This window comes from Anabaena sp. UHCC 0253 (assembly GCF_009712085.1).
Classification (GTDB): Bacteria; Cyanobacteriota; Cyanobacteriia; order Cyanobacteriales; family Nostocaceae; genus Dolichospermum.
On the sequence record NZ_VILD01000001.1, the window covers coordinates 827,718 to 848,971 of the forward strand.

Sequence of the window (21,254 nt, forward strand, 5' to 3'; positions counted from 1 at the left end):
AGATGTTTAGTAATTATCAAAAGATAAACGTTTTTACAAAAGGTATTTAGATTATTCAGCTAGAGCATTTATTTCATCGTCTGAAAGTAATTCCATCATATTCAAAATATCATTAATTTTGTCCATATCATCTTGCCCTGATTCCTGTTTGCTGTCAATAAGTTCTGCTAGTTGCGCTACAGTAGGAGACTCAAATACAGTGCTAATTGGTAAATTCATGGCAAAGGTTTGTTTAAGTTTAGATAAAAGTTGAGTTCCTGTTAATGAATCACCTCCTAATTCTAAAAAGCTATCATGGATACTTACTTGATTAACACCAAGTAGAAATTCAAAGATATTAGCAATTTTGGCTTCGGTTTCATTTCTCGGTGCTATATAATTTGAACTTGCTGATATTTTTCGATTTGCAGCTTGCAGATTTTGATTTTTTGCTAAACCTCGCTTTACCCAAAAATTAATTCTTGGTTCTAAATCAACAGTGGAGACAATTAACTGATGACATTGATGATCTGCTAAAATATGTTGAAATGCTGTAACTCCTTCCTCCGCTGTAATTTCTAATTCTGATATTTCTTCCCCAAAACCTTGATTATTAATGATGACTTGTTGATTGCTTTTCCAACCATCCCAATCTACACTAATCCAAGGATGATTTGTTGTTTTGTTATAACTATAAACAAATGTATCCATAAAAGTATTCACTGCTGCATAAGCTACAAATCCTAATCCTCCTAAGATTGCAGATAAAGAAGATGTCAACATACAAAAATCAAGTTCTTTATTTTTGAGGATTTTAGCTAATACTAATGTGCCGTATACTTTAGCTGTAAATTGATTTTCACATTCGGTTTTGGTAATATTTTCAATTACATTAATTGATTGTCCCCAAATAGCACCTGCACCCGCTGCATGAATCACACCATTAATTTTACCAAATCGTTGTTCTGCTTGCTTAATGGCTGTTTCCATTTGTTGTAAATTAGCAACATCAGCACTAATTACCATAACTTCAGCCCCTAATGCTTCTAATTCTTGAACTTTGCGAATTTGCTTACTGATGCTATCTTCTGCGTCATGAGTAGCCAGCCATTGCTGCCAATTTGCTTTTTCAATAACAGCAGAACGTCCTGTTAAAATTAATTTAGCTTTGACAGTTTTAGCTAAATGTTTTGCTAAGATAAAGCCCAAATAACTCAAACCACCTGTAATGAGATATACGCCATTTTCTTTCAATTTGTGATTGGTTGCGGGAAGTTCTAAGGGGAATGATGCAAAGGTTTGCACCCAACGATGTTGTCCCCGATAAGCAATATTTTTTTCTGCTGATTTGGTGGTAATTTCGGCAATTAATTGTTTGATAATTTGCTGTTTCTCTTCAGAAAAAATTACATCAATCAAACGACAGTTAAAATTGGGGTATTCTTGGGGAATTGTTTGGACAGTTCCTAAAATTGTGGATTTTTCAGGGCAGAGGATTTCTGATCCCGTCACTTCATGTATATTGTTAGCAATTGATAAAATTTCACAGTCATGGAGAAAAACTTGTTTTCCACAAGCTTGGACAAAAAATAGTAAACTGTAAAATCCTAAATATTGGGCTGTTGCTATTAAAGCTGTATCTAATTCCTGATTTAAAGTCTCAGTTGTTAAATTCCATAAATGGATAACTTTATCAGGGATAAAATTGAGGTTTTGCAGTTCTTTAATTAAGGCTATATAATCTTCTGGATTTTGAGGATTAAGAGTATATATTCCCTCTTTTTGTTTAGTAAAAGCTACACCAACTTTGACAGAAATTGTCTGTTTATTTTGTGCTTGCAGTTGTTGTTTTAGTTCTGTTCCTAAACCACATTCATCTATAAATAACAAAACCTGATTTACTGATGTTGCTAATTGATTTGGAGATAAAGGAAGACGTTTCCAAGAAGGAATATAAAACCAACTTTTAATATCTGGATTTTTACTAATTGTATAGAGACGTTCTGCCGAAATCTCTTTATTTTCTGGTGGAGAAATCCAGTAACGCTGACGTTCAAAAGGATAAGTAGGTAAAGGTACTCGATAACGTTCTTCTTGAGAGTAAAAATTAGACCAATCTATGTTCACTCCAGCTAACCAAAGATTACCAAGGGTAGTTAACAAAAACCCTACATCTGATTGATTTTCCTGGGGATGACGAATTGATGTGAATACCTGTTGTGATACGGGTTTTCGTGGGTGTTTTTTAGCGAAGGAACTCAAAACTCTACCAGGACCAACTTCTAAAAGGATTTGTTCTGGTTCTAGGAAGAAATTTTCTAGTCCTTGGGCAAAAAGGACAGTTTGACGCAGATGTTGAGAATAATAATTTGGGTCTGTGGCCTGTTCTGTTGTGATCCAAGTTCCAGTTAAATTGGATACATAAGGTATTTTGGGAGGATTTAAGGTTACTTGTGTAAATAGCCGTGTAAAGGGGTCAAGAATTGCGGCCATCATTTGAGAATGGAAAGCATGGGAAGTGTGGAGACGACGACATTCTACACCTTTGGCGGTTAACTGGGTTTCTAGTTTTTCTATGGCTGCGGTAGTACCCGATACTACACAACGAGATGGTTCGTTAATTGCGGCAATGGACAGTTCTTGATCTAACAGCGATTTGATTTGGTTGGCTGATAAGGGTACAGAAAGCATTGTACCAGGGGGTAGTTGCTGCATCATCCGTCCTCTAGCGGCAACTAAGGATAAAGCGGTTTCTAAGGAAAATACTCCAGCAATACAAGCCGCGACGTATTCACCAATGCTATGGCCAATCATGGCTTGGGGAATTATCCCCCAGGACTGCCATAATTGAGCTAGGGCGTATTCAATGACGAATATAGCTGGTTGCGAAAGGGCTGTTTGCTGTAGTTGCTGTTCTGCTGCTGGAATTTGTGCGGGTTTGGGGTAGAGGATATCTCGTAAATCTAGTTTTAGTTGGGGTTTGAGGATTTCACAGCATAAATCTACCTGTTCACGAAAGTCGGATTCAGTTTGGTATAATTCTAGCCCCATATTTACGTATTGAGAACCCTGTCCTGGAAACATAAAGACAACGGAACGCTCTTTTATTTCCTGAGTATTTGTGACTAATTCTGGAGAATTCAAGGTATTAAGAAGTACCGCAGATTCATTGATGTTTTCAGAAACTAAGAACCGACGTTGATCAAATCCTCTACGTCCACAACTGAGGGTATAAGCCACATCTGCTAGATTTAAGTGAGATTTTTTTTGCAGATATGCCCCTAAATTAGTGGTAGCTTGATCTAGTGCGGTATTAGTTTTGGCAGAAATTAACAGGAGTTGCCAAGGTCGAGAGGTTTCCGAATCTGATAAACTGGGTGCTGCTTCTAAAATTACATGGGCGTTAGTACCACCAATTCCGAAAGAACTCACTGCTGCCCGACAAGGAATATCATCTCTGCTTTCCCAAGGAGATAGTTGAGTATTCACATAAAAAGGTGATTGGGCAAAATCTATTTTCGGGTTAGGTGATTGAAAATGCAGACTTGGTGGTTTTAATTTATGTTGCAATGCCAATACAGTTTTGATTAAACCCCCTACCCCTGCGGCTGTATCCATGTGTCCCACGTTGCTTTTGAGAGAACCAATGGCGCAAAAATGAGTTTTTTGAGTTTTTTGGCGAAAAGCTTTGTTTAAGGCAGCAATTTCAATGGGATCTCCTAATTCTGTCCCTGTACCGTGGGCTTCTAGATAAGTGATGGTATCAGCTTCAACATCAGCTACAGCTAAAGCATCGGTAATTACTACGGCTTGTCCTTCGATACTCGGTGCGGTGTAACCTACTTTGACAGCACCATCATTATTAATTGCTGATCCTTTGATTATTGCATAGATACAGTCATTATCAGCGATCGCATCTTCTAATCTTTTTAATAATACTATCCCTAAACCATTACTGCCCACAGTTCCTTTAGCTTGGGCATCAAAGGCGCGACAGTGACCATCGGGTGATAAGATCATGCCTTCTTGGTATAAGTAACCGTTTTTATGGGGTACGCGCAGGGTAATTCCTCCTGCTAAGGCCATATCACATTCCCCACTCAACAAACTTTGACAAGCGAAATGTACAGCAACTAAAGAGGTTGAACAAGCTGTTTGGATATTTACAGCCGGTCCTTTGAGGTTTAATTTATAAGCAACGCGACTAGGTAAAAAATCTTTATCACTATCTAATATTACTTGATATTCACCAATTGATTCCAACAAATCACGGTGATAAATCAGATTATTTAATAAATAACTATTAATCCCCACTCCTGCATAAATTCCTATTAAGCCTTTATATATTTGAGGATCATAACCTGCTTTTTCAATGGCTTCCCAGGCACATTCTAAAAATAACCGTTGTTGAGGATCTAAGATTTCGGCTTCTCTAGGACTAAAATCAAAGAAATTGGCATCAAATAAATCAATATCTTCTAATACCCCGGAACTTTTGACATAATGAGGATTATTTAATAAAGCTGGTTTAACCCCTTCTGCTAAAAGTTCTTGTTCAGAAAAACAGGAAATAGATTCTACACCTGCTTTGAGATTTTCCCAAAAAGATTCAATATCTTTTGCACCGGGAAAACGTCCAGCTAGAGAAATAATTGCGATATCAGCATCATTAATGGAATAATCAGAGTTTGCTAATGGCATAAGTTTAAATTAGGAATTTTGTGATTTGTAAAAACTTCACTTATAGTTAAATCCTTGGTAATAAGTAATTAGGATATTTGCTAATTACCTATTACCAAAAACTAATTACCTACCGCGCATTTGACGTTTTTGTTTCATCATTGCTTTCCCCTGAGTGCGGCTTTCGGCACGGATTTGGGCTTTTTCGGCTTCCTCTTCTGGGTTAGACAATCCAGAGAGATATGCACTTAAAGCTTTAACAGTTGGATAGGTAAACAAATCAATGACAGGCATTTCTATTGCTAATTGTTCCTGCAATTTTCTATGGATTTGAATTAGCAGTAAGGAATTCCCTCCCAGTTCAAAGAAGTTATCATAAGTTCCTACTCGTGGTAATTGTAGAACTTCTTGCCAAATTGCAGTAATAGTTTTCTCTGTTTCGTTTTGAGGAACTACATATTTTGTCTCAATTAGAGGACTTTGATCTGGTGCTGGTAGGGCTTTGCGGTCAATTTTACCATTAGGTGTCAAAGGCAGATTTTCTAACAGCACAAAAGCATTAGGCATCATATATTCTGGCAATTTGTCTTTCACAAACTGCTTAATTTCATTTACCGATAGGAGAGTTTCTTCTACCATTGGTAATTGCTGAATATGGGCTGCTGGATTTTCCTGTTTAATTAATCTGCCTTTTTCGGAAGGACGAATAGCGTAAATGTAACAAAGTTCTGTGTTAGTTAATAACACATCTTTGTCAATCACCAAATCATACCCATGAGTTTCTAATAAAGTGACAATGGGTTCGAGGTTTTCCTTGACATCAACTTCTACTACAAGTTGGCGAATTTTTGCCCAATCTTGCGGTTGAATACCTTTAAGAACATCAAATTCACTTTTTTCAACATTGATTTTTAGTAAATCAATCTTTTCAACTCCTTGTTCAGCAATCATATCTGAAAGAGTTCTTAAATTAGCTGTGAATGTTTCTGCTTGAAAGCGAGATTCGAGAATTTCATCAGCTTGGTTAAGGAAATCTTGAGATGCTACATCTTGTTGATTACTAACGAAGTTTTTGACTACTTCCTTTTCAACTTCTGCGTCTGCATAGAAACCAGAAAGTAGAGAAAATCCAGGGAAAAAGGTAAACTCAGCCGTTTTATTTTGATCTGATATCCCGCAGTTAAAGACTTTTCCATCTACTGTATAAAGTGACAAATTAGCCTGGACAATCTTAAAGACTGTGGGATTTGGTTCAAAGGCGTAAATTTTGATTTGGGGACAAATGCGCGAGATAAATAAGCCGAATAAACCGATATTACAACCAACATCAAAAACACAATCTCCGGGATTAATAGTAATCCCATGACGGAGATATGCTTGCAGTTCAAATATTTCCCGATAGATGTAATCTGTCTCATTTTTGTTGAGGTGTGCCACTGCCATATTATTAGGCAATTTATAGCGATTCATCCCCGCAGCTATGGGACTGCGTTGGTTTTGTGGCACTATATAAGCAAGTAATTGTTTAGATTCTGAAAGGATAACGGTGGTTTCTGTGACATCAGGATGTTGAGATATAACAGACTCAATATCTGTTAACTCTACTCGGAAACCGCGGACTTTTACTTGATTATCAGCCCTACCTAAAAACTCGATTTCACCTGTTGCTAAATAACGGGCTATATCTCCAGTTTTGTAGAGATTTTCTCCTGCTTTATGACTATATAAATTGGGAATAAATTTCGTTTTTGTTAATTCCGGTTGATTGAGATAACCGCGACTAACTCCCACTCCACCAATGTAAATTTCTCCAGTAACTCCCACCGGAACGGGTTGCAAATTGACATCCAATATATAAACTTGGGTATTATTAATTGGACTACCAAGGGGAAGAGTTGCAGATGTCGGTAAAGGTTGTTTGGGATTAACTTGATATGTTAATACACCCACCGTAGTTTCTGTTGGTCCATAGTGATTGTAAATTGTACAATCTGGTTCACAGGCTAACATCTTTTCTACCCAATCTAAGGGGGTGGCTTCTCCTCCTAAAATCAAGCCTTTGCGGGGGAGAACTTGTTGAGGTTGGGCAGGATTTTGTAAAGCGATTAAATGGGAAAAGACGACTTTCAAATAATCGATCGCATTTTCGGCTATATATTGGCTGAAAGCCTTGTTATCTGCGGCTTTATCCCAAGACATAACGTGGAGTTGTCCACCTGTACACAACGCCGGAAAAATGACTGTATTGCCCAAATCCGCGCTAATGGTGGACACTAAGGCGAAGTTGCTACCTGGTTCGATATGCAGCCGTTCAATAATGCTAGATACGTAATTGACGATGGATTTGTGAGTAATGGTAACGCCTTTGGGTTGCCCAGTTGAACCGGAAGTATAAATCACATAGGCTAAATTATCGGGTTTGACTGACGTAAATAGGGGTTCGTGATTTTGCTTACTTATTACTTGCCAATCGGTATCTAAACAAACAATGGTAGCTGTAGTAGCAGGTAAAAATTCCTGTAAGAATTGCTGGGTGAGTAAGACTGTGACATTAGCATCTGCTAACATATAAGCCACCCGTTCAACGGGAAAACCAGGATCTAGGGGTAGATATGCTGCACCAGCTTTGAGGATTCCTAATAACCCTATCATCATTTCGAGCGATCGCTCTACACACAATCCCACTAACATTTCTGGTTGCACACCTAAGCTTTGTAAATAGTGCGCTAGTTGGTTACTTTTTTCCTCTAACTCTCTATAAGTTAATCGCTGATTTTCAAAGACTAAAGCGATATCATTGGGGGTAAGTTTTACCTGTTCAGCAAACAATTCATGCAAACATTTATCTAAGGGATAATCACCTTGAGTATTATTCCTTTCTACTAACAGTTGATATTGTTCTGCTGTTGTCAACAGCGGTATTTTTCCTAATTGCTGTTGAGGATTTTCTACAACTGCTGTTAACAATGTTTGAAAATGATTTAGCCAGCGTTGAATTGTTTCGTCATTGAACACATCTAAATTGTAACCACAATCTAAAAATAGTTCACCTTCAGCCTCAGTAATCGTCAAATAAATATCATAAGCCAGCGGAATTTTCGGCGGAGACATAAAGCTCATTTCCACACCGAACATACTCGGTTGACCCAATGGTAAATCCAAGTTAAATGCGGCTGATACCAAAGCCGGACGACTGAAATCTCTATTTAAATCCAGCTTATTCAATAAAGTAGCAAAGGGATAATCTTGATGTTCATAACCATCCAGTAATACCCCACGAATATGTTTCAAATATTCCCCAAAGGAAGCATCTGGACGCAAATTTGTTTTAATTGGTAAGAGATGAACACAATACCCAACTATACTGTCACTGCCAGCAAAAGAACGTCCAGCGGTGGGAATACCCACGACGATTTCCTCTTCCCCTGTCAGTCGGTGCAGCAATACTTTATAGGTAGCCAGCAAAGTCATAAACAGTGTACAACCTTGCTGTTTACTCACCTGTTTAATAGCATTACCTAATTGAGCATCTATTTTCAAACTTTGTCTATTTCCCCGATAACTCATCATCGGAGGATGAGGTTTATCTGTGGGTAAATTCAACACAGGAATAGATTGAGAAAATTGTTCTAACCAATAGGATTCATGAACTTTCATTTCCTCAGTTTTGCTTTGTTGATTTTGCCAATCTATATATTCTCGAAATTGCTGCGGCTTCTCCCATGACAAGGTTTGTCCTTGACAATGAGCAGAATATAATTTACAAACCTCTTGGAGAATTAAGGAAACTGACCAACCATCAGCAATAATGTGATGTACCTTAGTAATTAATTGGTGTACTTCCTCCGCCAATTTGAGAATATAAACTTGAAATAGTGGCGCTTGCGTTAAATCAAATCGTTTTTGAAACTGCTGTTCTATCCATTCTTTAACTTGAGATATTTGTTCACTACCAGATACATTTGAGAAATCAATTACTTCTATATTCACAGTCACAGAAGGTAATATTTCCTGAAATTCTCCTTCCGCATCAATTCTCGTTCTCAAAGCTTCATGTCTATCCACAACAGTTTGTAAAGACTGCTGGATCACTTCAATATCTAACTTCCCTCGTAACTCTGCACATAAAGAATCAAGATAAGCCAGGGCGCTATTTTCTCCTAACTTATCTAAAAACCATAATTGCTTTTGTGCTTCTGCTAAAGGGATTTTATCAGTCAGATTTTCGTAATGCTCTCTAATGGTATTGATATATGGCAGACTTGTCAAAACTATATTTTCATCTGCACCAAAATCAATTAAACAAGCAATTTCATCTACACCAATATCTCTCAACCGCTCAATAATAGGAATACATGATTCCGGAGTCCCAATTAAAGCACTATTTTCAACATACCGCTTATAACCAGTTTCCAAAATTACCAACCTATCATCATCTGTCAATTCATCCAGATTAGTTGATAAATTCTGATTCCCCATCATACTTTTGAAAAGTTCGATAGAGGAAGTCATGTAATTATACATTGGTTGTCGTCCTTGTTCGCGGACTAAATCTATATCTTCACCTACCAATGTATGTAATAAAACCGTCACATGACCAGCATCAGGATCATAACCATTTTCTAACAGTGACTGACGATATAATTGGATATTTTTCGCCAAATCTTCTATCTTCTGTCCCATTAAATTAGTTAATACCCCCGCCCCAATTGCTCCGGCTCGAATATAGGTATTGGGATTATTGACAATGGTAATCCAAGTTGGTAATTCTGCCTGCATGGGTTTGGGAAAAATCCCCAATTCCACTTGTTTACCGACACCATTGGTAACTTGAATTTTTTCACCGCGCCAAAGTTGTTTAACTTTATCAATGTTTTGGAACATCAATTCCCGATGTTTTCCAAATGATTCTGGTGCAAATACAAAATCATTTTCGTGCCAACCGGAAGCAAAAGCAATCCCTACTCTTCCGTGAGAAAGATTGTCTATCACTGACCATTCCTCCGCCACCCGGATAGGATGATGCAGAGGTAATACTACACTACCAGCCCGCAATTGAATATGCTTGGTTTCTCTGGCTAAAGCGGCACTGAGAATGGAGGGGTTGGGAGAAAATCCGCCAAAGTCGTGAAAATGTCTTTCTGGCAACCAAACCGCAGCAAACCCATTTTCATCAGCAAATTTCGCTCCTGAAAATAGCAAGTTATATTTATCAAGATTAAATTCAGAATTATAGTTACCGAAGTAAAATAAACTGAATTTTAGTTTTTGGGACTTGCTAGGAATATAACTTAACTTACTCCCAGAATCCTGTGAAGATGTAGCACTGTGTCTTGACCAAAATCCCTGCTGCTGGTTATTTTTTTCAATTTCAACAACAGGTGTTTTTGTCGTTAACAAGTTAGGAGTTGATGTTAAAAAAAAACCACCTGCTCTCATCTCTTGAATGGTATCTTTAACGGCTTGAATTATATATTCAATATCCGCATCTGTGTGAGCAAAAGAGAGGAAATATTTCCGCCATTCCCAGACATAAACGCCTTTATTCACTAAATGATAAAAGAAAGGATCTAAGTTGCTGGTAAAGGAAAACCGGAAAATAGAACTGAAATATTCTACTTCAATGGGAATATCATTTTCTAAAAAGTAATTGTTCAGAGTTGCAGCTAAATAGGCTGTTTTCTGATTGAGTTTTTCTTGGAGTGCAGGACCTTCATCTTTAAGACGTTGTAACACAGCCTTAGTCGCCACCATAGCTAGAGGGTGCATACAAAATGTCCCTCCAAAAAAGGTTCTTTCTACTTCTGGAAAAGACTTATCACCATAATTCCACATTCCACCATCAACATAATCCAGGTATTTAGCTTTACCTGCAATAATCCCAATGGGCATTCCCCCGCCAATGACTTTACCATAATTGACAATATCAGCTTGAATACCTAGCCAAGCTTGAGCGCCACCGGGGTGAAAACGAAAACCGGTCGTGATTTCATCAAAAATGAGGATTACTCCGACTTTTTCCGTAACTTGTCTGAGTTTGATTAAAAACTCTTTCGGCTGCAAGGATAGTTTATTGCTTTGAATAGGTTCAACTAATACCGCTGCTAGTTCATGTGCATGAGCTTCAATATAGTCCAGACTTTCTGGAGAATCATAGTCCAGTACAACCATATCCTCAGCAATACTAGCCGGGACACCAGGCGCAATAGTGACCGTAGTAGGAACACCATCAATGATCTCTCTTTTTACCAGTGTGGAGTCGCCATGTCCGTGATAAGAACCTTCAAATAAGGCAATTTTAGTCCGTCCACTGGCTGCTCTAGCTAACCGTAAAGAGGTGACAACTGCTTCTGTACCTGAGTTGGAGAAGCATACTCTTTCCACACCTGTGAGATCCTGTACCAGTTGGGCAACTTCTCCTACTAAATGATGTCTAGGGTGTAACTGGATACCTAACTTCATTTGCTCTTGGATAGCTTCCATAATGAAGTCTGGTTGATGTCCAAATAGGAGTACACCCTGTCCCATTGTTAAATCAACGTACTCATTACCATCTATATCCCATACTCTCGCCCCCTGAGAACGCTGGGCAACTATGGGATATAACATTTCTTTGATGGAAGGACGAAAACCAACGGAAGCGCGACTATCAGCTAAAATGGGGCGATATTTTTGCGCTAATTTTTTAGAAGTTGGAGTGCGTTGATTGTACCGTTGGGTCAATTCTTCAATATGACGTTTTTGCTGTTCTGTTAGTCCCCCTATTTTAGGTCTTCTCAGTTCAGCCGGTGAGGTGATTGACTGTTTACTTTGTACCCGCTTAGGGACAACTACAGGAGGCGCTGGTGGGACAATAGGTGCGGGTTGGGGGATGGGTGCGGGTGTAACATGATTATTTATATAAGCTGAACCGTTATTTTGCTCAGTGGGTACTTCATAACCTCTAAACAATTCTAATTGCTGGGACATGACTTGCAGTTGTTGCCGCATCACCTTTTCTAAAACTGTATCAGCGGCTGTGTCATAATTTTCTGGTGTTACATGAGTATTACCATTTGTAGGCTGCGGTGGTATTTCGTACCGAGGCTGATAAGTGACTCCGTTTGTCTGGGGTACGGGGGGTTGTAGTGGTATTTCATACCGGGGCTGATAAGTGACTCCGTTTGTCTGGGGTACGGGGGGTTGCGGTGGTATTTCATACCGGGGCTGATAAGTGACTCCGTTTGTCTGGGGTACAGGTGCTACTTCAGATTCAGGCTGTAAAGAATTTAACCCATCTACTTCTGGTGGCAGATTCTGATCTATATAAGTAGCTAAAGCATCTATATTTGTGAGGTCTTCAAAAAATTGCCGAATCGCAATCTGAATTCCATAAGTTTTTTTAATTTTGGCGACGGCTTCCATCATAGCGATAGAATCAGCACCCATTTCTAGTAAAGAACTATTAATATCTAGTTCGGAAGGATCGTCAAAACCAAGTAAAATGGAGGTTTGGGCGCGAATTTGTTCAAGAATCGCTTCCCGTCGTTCAGATACGTATCCTGATGTTTGTGTAACCATATATCTTTAGTGAATTGGTTGTGAAAGTGTAACAATCAAAGATTAATAGTTGGCATTCAGGTCAAAAGAAGCAGGGGAGCAGGGGGGAGAGACTGGGATTTTGACGATTCCCCCAATGATTGTATCAGCGATTGATTGTATCAGATCACTGTTAATGAATCTTGGTAAAGTAAGATAAAAACTGTAGCCTGATAATTAACTATGGTATCTAATATTACTACATTTTCCGATATTCAAGGTCATTGGTCTCGACCATTTATTGAAGCCTTAGCCGCACGGCAAATCATCAACGGGTATCCAAATGGAACTTTTCGCCCAGATAATCCTGTGACTCGCGCTGAGTTTGCAGCCATTATCGCCGCAGTTTTTTCTCAACCAGTCAAACGCAAGTATGTTCCTTTCGTGGATGTTCCTGATACACATTGGGCGATAAATGCGATTAAAAAAGTATATGAAACTGGATTTTTGGTAGGTTATCCGAATAGGCGTTTCGGGATAAATGAAGGTATTGCTAGAGGTGATGTGTTGGTGGCCATGGTCAATGGCTTGAGTTCGATCATTTCTAGTCAAGTTGACTTGGTAAGTAAACTTGCAGATATATATCAAGATGGAGCTTTGATTCCCTACTATGGGATTAATCAGATAGCTTTAGCGACTAGTGTGGGTTGGGTGGTCAATTATCCCCATGTAAAAATACTTAATTATAGAATAGCCGCTACTCGTGCTGATGTGGTGGCAATAGTTTATCAAGCTTTAGTATATTTGGGAAAGGCGGAAAAAATCCCTTCTAATTATATTGTTGTTCCGCCACCTTTACCTACAGTTGCTAATACTGTGAAAGTCAGTCATCGTCGGGAGTTCCGAGGGGCTTGGGTTGTATCTGTCTGGAATAATGATTGGCCGTCTAAACCAGGACTGACTGTTGAACAGCAAAAAGCGGAATTGGTGGCGATTATTAAACAGTTACAATCTTTGAATTTCAATGCTTTAGTTTTGCAGGTACGACCAGAAGGTGATGCTTTATATGCTTCTGAGTTAGAACCTTGGAGTGCTTGGATTACAGGAACTCAGGGAAAAGCACCAGAACCATTTTATGATCCTTTGGAGTTTGCGATCGCCCAATGTCATCAACGCAATATTGAATTACACGCTTGGTTCAATCCCTACCGCGCTAGAGCTAATAGTCGGGTTTCTCCTGTTCGTCCCCACATCGCCCTTACTAACCCAGAACTTGTTTACCAATGGGGTACTCAACAATGGATGGACCCCGGTGCAAAAATCGTTCAAGACCGAGCTTACAATGTCATTATTGATGTTGTCCGTCGTTATAACTTAGATGCAATTCATCTAGATGATTATTTTTACCCCTATCCCATATCCGGTCAATCTTTCCCAGATCAAAAAACCTACGCAGCTTACACAGCCAGCGGGGGTAAACTAAGTGTAGAAGATTGGCGACGAGAAAACGTCAATCAAATGGTATTGCGGCTGTCTCAAGGAATTAAAGCTACCAAACCTCACGTTAAATTTGGGATTAGTCCCTTTGGTATTTATCGTCCTGGAGAACCCGCTGGTATTGTTGGTTTAGATGCCTATAATGTCCTCTATGCTGATGCTAAAAAATGGTTACAACAAGGATGGATAGATTATATTGCTCCTCAACTCTATTGGCGTACCGACCAAACCAAACAAAGTTATGAAGTTCTCCTCAAATGGTGGACTCAAGTTAATACCAAACAGCGTCATGTTTATACAGGTAACAATCTGGGACAACTAGATGGCAAAAACTGGAAAAATAGCGAAATTGCCAAGCAAATTCAGATTTCTCGCAATTTGGCGGGTAATCTTTCCTTGGGTAATATCTTTTTCAGTATGAGTAGCATCAAAGAAAATCGTCAAAGCATCAATGACCAATTGAAAACCGATTATTCCACACCGGCGCTAGTTCCCACTATGTCATGGCAAAGTCCGACAACGCCACCCCCTCCCAAAAACCTCAAATTTATTGATGGTAAATTAAACTGGCAACCAGGAAATGATCAACCTGTGCGTTCTTGGACTCTGTATTTACAAAGTAATAATAATTGGATCATTCAACGTATTTTATCCGCTGGTACTACCTTTGCCACAGTCCCACCAGGAACTTATGCTGTATGTGCTGTGGACAGGTTAGGCAATGAAAGCGAAGGTATGAAGATCACTGTGAGTTAATCATAGTAGAAACGTTGACATTAAGCTTCTTTATTGAGATTTTCAGAGAACATTCCAAAAGACACAGACACACAAATATAAACTTTTTGACACAAAGCATATACATGAAAACCGAAATATGCAAAAATAAAAACCTAATTTCACTCGCTTGGTGGGGGTCACTGTACCCTTACACAGGAGCGATCGCAAGATATAGTTCTGGTCATTAGGAGAACATCAACTTGCAGGGAACTGTGCTAGGAGGTCTTTGCCGTCAATAATGGTACTAGTGAAGATAAAACTACGTTTAGCTTGGTAGCGTGGGTCTGATTTAATGATCGCCATGAAATCACGATGTCCCTGTCTAGTCCTACCTACTTGACAGCCAGCACTCCATCTGCCTACGTCGGACTTAGGGTTATCACCTCCCCAATGTTGGTTAATGCCAAACATACCTGAGTCAATAGTGTCACCTGCATCGCGGGTTCCTGACCGATTTGCATCACGATGGACTGTTACTGAACCACCTGTTTGCACAAGAGCTTCATGTCCACCACCTGGTGTGTGAATTCCTACCTGCCATGCTTTGTATTGCCCGAAGGCGATGATTGCCGCACCTTTGGGGTTCATAGGATTGTACGTGTAGTATTTACCTGGGTTGGTTGTGGCTTCCCAACAGCCAATCATTTTAGGCTTACCGTCTTTAAACTCAATTACGATGCGGAGGTCGTTCCAGACATTGAGGGCGTTGTTATTGAGCGTTCCGTCCGGATTCATGCCTTCGATGTAGATAATATTCTTGTATCCTGGTTCTTTGTCAATTTTGTAGCCTTTCTTCTGGCAATAGGCAACGATTTTCTCTTCTAGAGTTTTAGGCTTAGTCCCAACAGCGGCGATTTTGCAACCGTCAATCTGGATATGCCCACCATAGATAAACCAAGTGCGCCGATCCTGAACTGGAGCCTTAAGCATAACTCGGACATGGTGAGCGTCTGCGATCGCCACCTGGGTAATTTCTAACTTTCTCCCCGCTTGGACAGTAGCTTTTTCTGATGTATCGAGCTTGTTGGAGGGCAATGAGCAGCTTTTAAACACTGTGTCAGAAGTCACTGTGAGATTAAATAGCCCCTGTTCGGTCTGGTCATCTTTGAGTCCTATCGCTTGCAGAAAGTACAAAATTGCCCCACAACCAGCAGCCGAATCAATAGTCTTGGTGTGATTAGTCCCAGCCCAAACAAACGGCGTAATTCCCTGGCTATCTTTGCCCTGGAAGTCGTTGCACGCATCGAAGGCAAGTAAGCGAGATGAGAGCCTTGTTGGTATCTGTTCGCCCTGAATCTTCCTCAACTTGTGCGTGATTTGATCCCACATTCCGCAGATACTAAAGCAAATTTAGGAATTAAAAATTTTCATAAATAAAAGCCTGAAAAGATTGCCTAGCAAAGATTTCAGGCTTTTATTTGTTAAAATAATCAAATCAAATAGAGATGGGAAAAACCATGAAAGAGTCTCAAGTTGGCATGAAAATCCTAAATATAGACCATTTGGGAATAGTAGCAGGAATAATAGACGAAATGGAATTGGTAGAAGAAGTGAATAAAATAGTGGGAATAAAAATAAAAGAAACCCTAACACCAGGACAAGTAATAAAAGCAATGATTTTAAATGGATTAGGCTTTTTAAGCGCCCCATTATATCTATTTGGAGAATTTTTCGTAGGAAAATCAACAGAACATTTAATAGGAGAAGGAGTATTAGCATCACATTTAAATGATGACAAACTAGGAAGAGAACTAGACAAGTATCATCAAGTAGGAACAACAAAAATATTTACAGCAGTAGCGATAAAAGCAGCCCATAAATTCCAAGTAGAAATGGATAGTATTCATTTAGATGGGACGTCTATGAGTGTAGAAGGAGAGTACAAAAAAGAAATAGAAGAAATAGAAGAAACCAAGCAAGAAACAGGAGAGAATAAAATAGAAATAGAACCAGAGATGAAAGCAATAGAAATAGTTCATGGATACTCAAGAGATAAAAGACCAGACCTCAAACAATTTATCATAGACATGATAGTAACAGGAGATGGAGATATCCCATTATATTTAAAAGTAGACTCAGGAAACGTAGATGATAAAAGTGTATTTGTAGAAAGATTAAAAGAATTTAAAAAGCAATGGACATTTGAAGGCATAAGTGTAGCAGATAGTGCCTTATATACAGCAGAAAACTTAGCAGCAATGGGAGAATTGAAATGGATAACAAGAGTACCATTAAGTATCAAAGAAGCAAAAAATAAAATCGTAGATATAAAAGAATCAGAATGGAAAGATAGTCAAATATCAGGCTATAAAATAGCAGCTAAAGAATCAGAATATGCAGACATAAAACAAAGATGGATAATCGTCGAAAGTGAATTAAGAAAAAAATCAAGTATCCAACAGGTAGAAAAACAAGTTAAAAAACAGGAATCAAAGGTAAAAGCCTTACTGAATAAACTATCTAGACAAGAATTTGCTTGTCAAGCAGATGCTAAAATAGCAATAGAAAAGCTATCAAAATCCTGGAAATATCACCAAATAAAAGAAATTGAATATCTAGAAAAACCAGAATATAAAACAGCAGGTAGACCAAGTAAATTGACAGAGCCAAGTCAAATAAAATATCAAGTGAAAGGTCAAATAGAAACAAGAAAAGAGGTGATAGAAGCTGAAAAAATTAAAGCGGGGAGATTTATATTAGCAACGAATATCTTAGATAAAAATGAATTGAGTGATGAGCAAGTATTAGAGGAATATAAAGCCCAACAATCTAACGAGAGAGGATTTAGATTTTTAAAAGACCCGTTGTTTTTTACATCAAGCGTATTTGTAAAAACTCCTGAAAGAGTAGAATCAATAGCAATGATAATGGGATTGTGCTTGTTAGTCTATAATCTTGCACAAAGAAAATTAAGGCAAGAATTAGCTAAATTTGATGATGGGATTAGAAATCAAGTCAATAAAATCACAAATAAACCGACAATGAGGTGGGTATTTCAGATGTTTCAGGCTGTACATTTGGTAATCATAAATGGACAAAAACAAATGAGCAATTTAACGGAGGAACGTGAAAAGATTGTCAGGTATTTAGGAAGGAGTTGTAGTAAATATTATCTAATTATTTGATGAGAGTTTATTAGACCAAAAAAGATGTAGATAGTGATCGATAAAATTAGTAAATAGAAATTTTTAGCAAAGAGTGAAAATATTTTTTGCTGTAATTGTCATGTTTATTTAAGCCGAAATGACTATTTTAATTGAGAGAGAGAATCTATTTTAAAACCTAGCGAAATTAATTTCGGTAATATTCTCTATTTTTTGGTAGATAAAGTTAAACTCAACCAGAAAAATTAGGTAAATAAAATTTTCCTGGCTGGGATTTTTCAAAAATATCAATAATCTGAGTTACATCTGCGGAATGTGGGTTTGATCGAAGAATTGTGCAGAATCCTGGAAATCCGCCTTAGCGTGTAATATTCCTGCCCAATACCAAGGTAAGTTGGGATAGTACCACTCGATTTTCTCGTAAAAGCCGCGATCATAATACAGCTTCTCAGCAATTTTTTCTAACTCTGGCAAAAGATTTGATTGCACCTTGCAGCTTTGCCATCGTTCTGTATATTTTTCTTCAATAGATACAATATTAACCATATTATGATATCTACTAACTGTTCATAGATAAGTAAGGAACGGCAAAATTTTGTGATCATAAAAGCGGCTTAGAGCTTTACTTTTCAATAATTGCCAAAAGCTTGAACACGCAACACTTGCATCCGCTTTTAAAAAGTCCAGCTATGAGTCGTTTGAAGTATAGCTTGCTGTGTTCAAGCTCCAGTTGGGATTTGTTAGCTGTTGATTGCTCGTGTCTTCATGCTGAATTTCTTGATATCTAATGTCTTGATTTTTAACCTGTTCTATATGTTGACAGAGGCTGTAGATCATTATCGGGTCGCGGATTATTTCAGTCAGAATGCGGGCTTCATTAAAGTCTCTGGCATCGCTTCTTAAGTCACGCAACAGTAGATCGATTAGTTCAGGACTCATTTCTATTTCCAAAGAAATGCTAATCGCAACATCTGGTCCCATTTTGTCTACGTTGATCGAATACTTTTTGCTATTACGAATCATAGTTGTGTCCTGCGGCGATCGCCTTTATTTTTTGTTTACTGAAGCAAATTTATTGTGTTTCAAAGCGTGTTTACTGGTATTTAGCTAAATTAATCCCTCAAAATTTAAATGCTAGACCATTAGGGGTAGGGTTTCAGAAATAGTTCAGCTTCAGCTTCTCTTCGTCTCCTCAGTCCTTGCTCAACATTTGATCCAGGATTGCGATACTTGATGAAAGTTTCGCGGATATTAGCCCAATCACGATTCTTTAAGACTCTAGTCATAGACTCAAAATTAGAGGCACCGTAAAATTTACTCCCCAAGTTGTAGCCAAAGCTGAGTAATGCCCCTTGTTGGTTAGGGTTGAGTTCGCCCCAGGAAGGTATTTTCATTAAATCGGGTAAGTAGCTTGTTTCCAACTGATAAATCAACAACTCATCAGCTTGTTGTTGGGAAATACTATCTCCCATGTACCACGGACTACCGTCACGTTTCCTAGTCGTACCCCAGCCAATTGTGATTGGTAGCCCTCCACTTAAAGGATCTGGGTATGCATTAAGATAGCAACCTTCAAACTTTTTAATTAGCTCGACTCCACACATAGGTATACTTGTGGAGACTTGTTTCGTTTCCGTGGGCTGGGTTGCTGCTGTACCGTTCCTGCTGATAGGATTGTTCTTAATCTTAGCCAAAATCTCGTTAGCACTGAGATACTTTACTGAATCAGCGTTGAGGCTGGTGCTGTCACGATCTTCTTCATCCTCTTGCCATAAATTACCAACAGGACTTAAATCAGGTTGCTTATCTAATTGGGCTGACAGAAGCGCTGGTTTTTCTTTATCGCTCTGTTGTATAGCAGAGCGCTCTTGTTCCAACTGCTGCCTTTCGGTTTGGATGCGCTGCTTCTCGGCTTCTACTTCCTTAAGTTGGGCTTCATACTGCGCCCGTAACTGCAACTGCTCGTTGAGATTTTCTAGGGCAAGTTCAGTATTCTTTGTGGCTGTTTCTTGTGTCTGCTTATTGCCTGCCTCTTGTCGTTCTGTTAATTGGGAAATAAAGCCCTGTAAGTCTTGCTGAATATACTGTTCAACGCGTTCAGCAAAAATCGTGTAGGCATCGGAGTGGGTCTTAAATTGACGATAGGGTCCAGCCATTTGGAAAAATTGCCACCCCTCAATTTTTAAGCCTTCGGCAGTATTACGATAGCTGCGGTACTTCTCACCATGACCAAAAAACTCTTCAACCGCAGCAGAAACAGCTACTACTTGACTTAAACCGAAAGCCGACCAGCCAGCAATTTCCTGCCACTTCTGGTTCCCCTTCTGAAAACCAATTAGTGCCGGGACAATTACCCCGCCAATGATGGTAATCATTCTGAGATTGTGATGAGCATTGCGTTCTTTGGTGGCTCGTCCCTCCAGCCACATTACTTGGTCGAGCCAGCGATTTTTCAGAAAGTCTTTTCGCAAGTCTGACAAGTCGAGCCGGTCAATAAGTCCAGAGAAGCTCTGTTTAAGGTATTGACGATAGTCGTTTTTCTTAGCCATAGTTTTAAATTTCTCAAAAGCTTCTAGCTATACTTACACGGCTTATGTGAATTAAATGGTGCAACCCTTGTAATACCGTTGATGATTCTGGAATTACCGTTTTAGGGAAGTCTGAAAACCCTTATAAAACAACAATATTTTCAACTCACATAAGGCATCTTACATAAAAATATCACTTTTTGAATAGTAGTTTACCTACTTAGCGCTATTGCTTTCAAAAGTCATGATATCAGGGCAAACGCACCTTCTTATTTTCTCAAATTATTGCCACATCTCATATTCAACCGCCTTGTTACCCGTTAAGCATTTTTTCATTCAAGTCACACCTTGACCACAATATAAATAGCCTCTTAAATAATTTGATTTACTCCTTTTGTCGTTGGAGTTCATAAACAGGGGAATTAGCGAATTCCTGAAGCTGAAAAAGTGATAATAAATTAGTCCATCCTTGCTGATAAACGACACGGTTGTGAGCTAATTGACTAACGGTTTCATACCAAATATCCTGTTCTGCATCAGGAATGTACTGTGGTTGATTTCCGGGTTCTTGTATATTATTTACTATGTCAGAACTAGCTTCAACTCGCTGAATCCAGCCATTAACGCTGATATTGGTATTAAGTCCTTCAGGGTTAACACAAGTAATATTCAAGTACCAATAGTATTTTTCACCTACTGATAATGCTTTTTCGGTAGAGGGTAAACTAATGCTGACAATGCCTTTTTTTTCTGGTAAAGAGAACAGCAATGGCTTTGTCAAAACAGACTTTTTTTGCTCATCCAATAATCTAAATTTGGCTGGAGGCGACTGGGAATCACCACCAAAGGGTAAATAAAACCAGAACTGGGGGTACTCTTGAGTAGTTAAACCACCATGATTATTAGGAACTAAAGCGATGAGGTTGTTGCTATCTATTTGAGAACATTGCGATCGCGTCGCCCCTCCCCGTGAACGTCCAGACGCATTACCCTCACTCCTCGAACCAGAAAACATCCGATTGACTCGCTCAAACAAATTCTGGGCTTGAGCTTTTTGAATAAAAAGGGGCAACGAAAAATTAAAGTAAAAGACAGTTGTTAGCGTGCAGATAAAAACAATTGATCGCCAGGGCAATAATTTTTGACAACGCATTTTTCAGTTACCTCTTAA

At 38.8% G+C, this 21,254-nt stretch carries 9 protein-coding genes; 2 read left to right on the forward strand and 7 right to left on the reverse strand.

Annotated elements, in window-relative coordinates; genetic code table 11:
• Window positions 1-51: 51 nt before the first annotated feature.
• Both FJR38_RS03720 and FJR38_RS03725 read right to left on the reverse strand, forming a co-directional pair.
• Window positions 52-4,680, reverse strand: coding sequence for a type I polyketide synthase (locus tag FJR38_RS03720; protein WP_168535467.1), 4,629 nt, complete (start codon window positions 4,678-4,680; stop codon window positions 52-54).
• Window positions 4,681-4,785: 105 nt separating this feature from the next.
• On the reverse strand, window positions 4,786-12,219 hold the full coding sequence (locus FJR38_RS03725; protein ID WP_168535469.1) for a non-ribosomal peptide synthetase: 7,434 nt from the start codon (window positions 12,217-12,219) through the stop codon (window positions 4,786-4,788).
• Window positions 12,220-12,420: 201 nt separating this feature from the next.
• On the opposite strand from FJR38_RS03725, the gene FJR38_RS03730 reads away from it, so the two are divergent.
• Window positions 12,421-14,430 (forward strand): family 10 glycosylhydrolase, encoded by a 2,010-nt coding sequence (locus FJR38_RS03730; protein WP_168535471.1) that lies wholly within the window; start codon window positions 12,421-12,423, stop codon window positions 14,428-14,430.
• Between the two features lie 216 nt (window positions 14,431-14,646).
• Here the strand turns inward: FJR38_RS03730 and FJR38_RS03735 are convergent, their stop codons facing one another.
• The gene (locus FJR38_RS03735; protein ID WP_168535473.1) at window positions 14,647-15,780 is read right to left on the reverse strand and encodes a hypothetical protein; all 1,134 of its coding nucleotides are present in this window, start codon (window positions 15,778-15,780) and stop codon (window positions 14,647-14,649) included.
• 128 nt (window positions 15,781-15,908) lie between these two features.
• Here FJR38_RS03735 and FJR38_RS03740 point away from each other — a divergent pair, with 128 nt between their 5' ends.
• Window positions 15,909-17,576, forward strand: a complete 1,668-nt coding sequence (locus tag FJR38_RS03740; RefSeq protein ID WP_168535475.1) for an IS1634 family transposase — start codon at window positions 15,909-15,911, stop codon at window positions 17,574-17,576.
• Window positions 17,577-17,855: 279 nt separating this feature from the next.
• Here the strand turns inward: FJR38_RS03740 and FJR38_RS03745 are convergent, their stop codons facing one another.
• From FJR38_RS03745 to FJR38_RS03765, 4 genes are all read right to left on the reverse strand, one after another.
• Window positions 17,856-18,101 (reverse strand): hypothetical protein, encoded by a 246-nt coding sequence (locus tag FJR38_RS03745; RefSeq protein WP_168535477.1) that lies wholly within the window; start codon window positions 18,099-18,101, stop codon window positions 17,856-17,858.
• A gap of 141 nt (window positions 18,102-18,242) precedes the next feature.
• Window positions 18,243-18,578 (reverse strand): hypothetical protein, encoded by a 336-nt coding sequence (locus FJR38_RS03750; protein WP_168535479.1) that lies wholly within the window; start codon window positions 18,576-18,578, stop codon window positions 18,243-18,245.
• Window positions 18,579-18,697: 119 nt separating this feature from the next.
• Window positions 18,698-20,104 carry a DUF4231 domain-containing protein gene (locus FJR38_RS28095; protein WP_254449333.1) on the reverse strand — a complete coding sequence of 469 codons (1,407 nt, stop codon included), beginning with the start codon at window positions 20,102-20,104 and terminating at the stop codon, window positions 18,698-18,700.
• A gap of 364 nt (window positions 20,105-20,468) precedes the next feature.
• Window positions 20,469-21,236 (reverse strand): DUF928 domain-containing protein, encoded by a 768-nt coding sequence (locus tag FJR38_RS03765; RefSeq protein ID WP_168535481.1) that lies wholly within the window; start codon window positions 21,234-21,236, stop codon window positions 20,469-20,471.
• Window positions 21,237-21,254 lie beyond the last annotated feature (18 nt).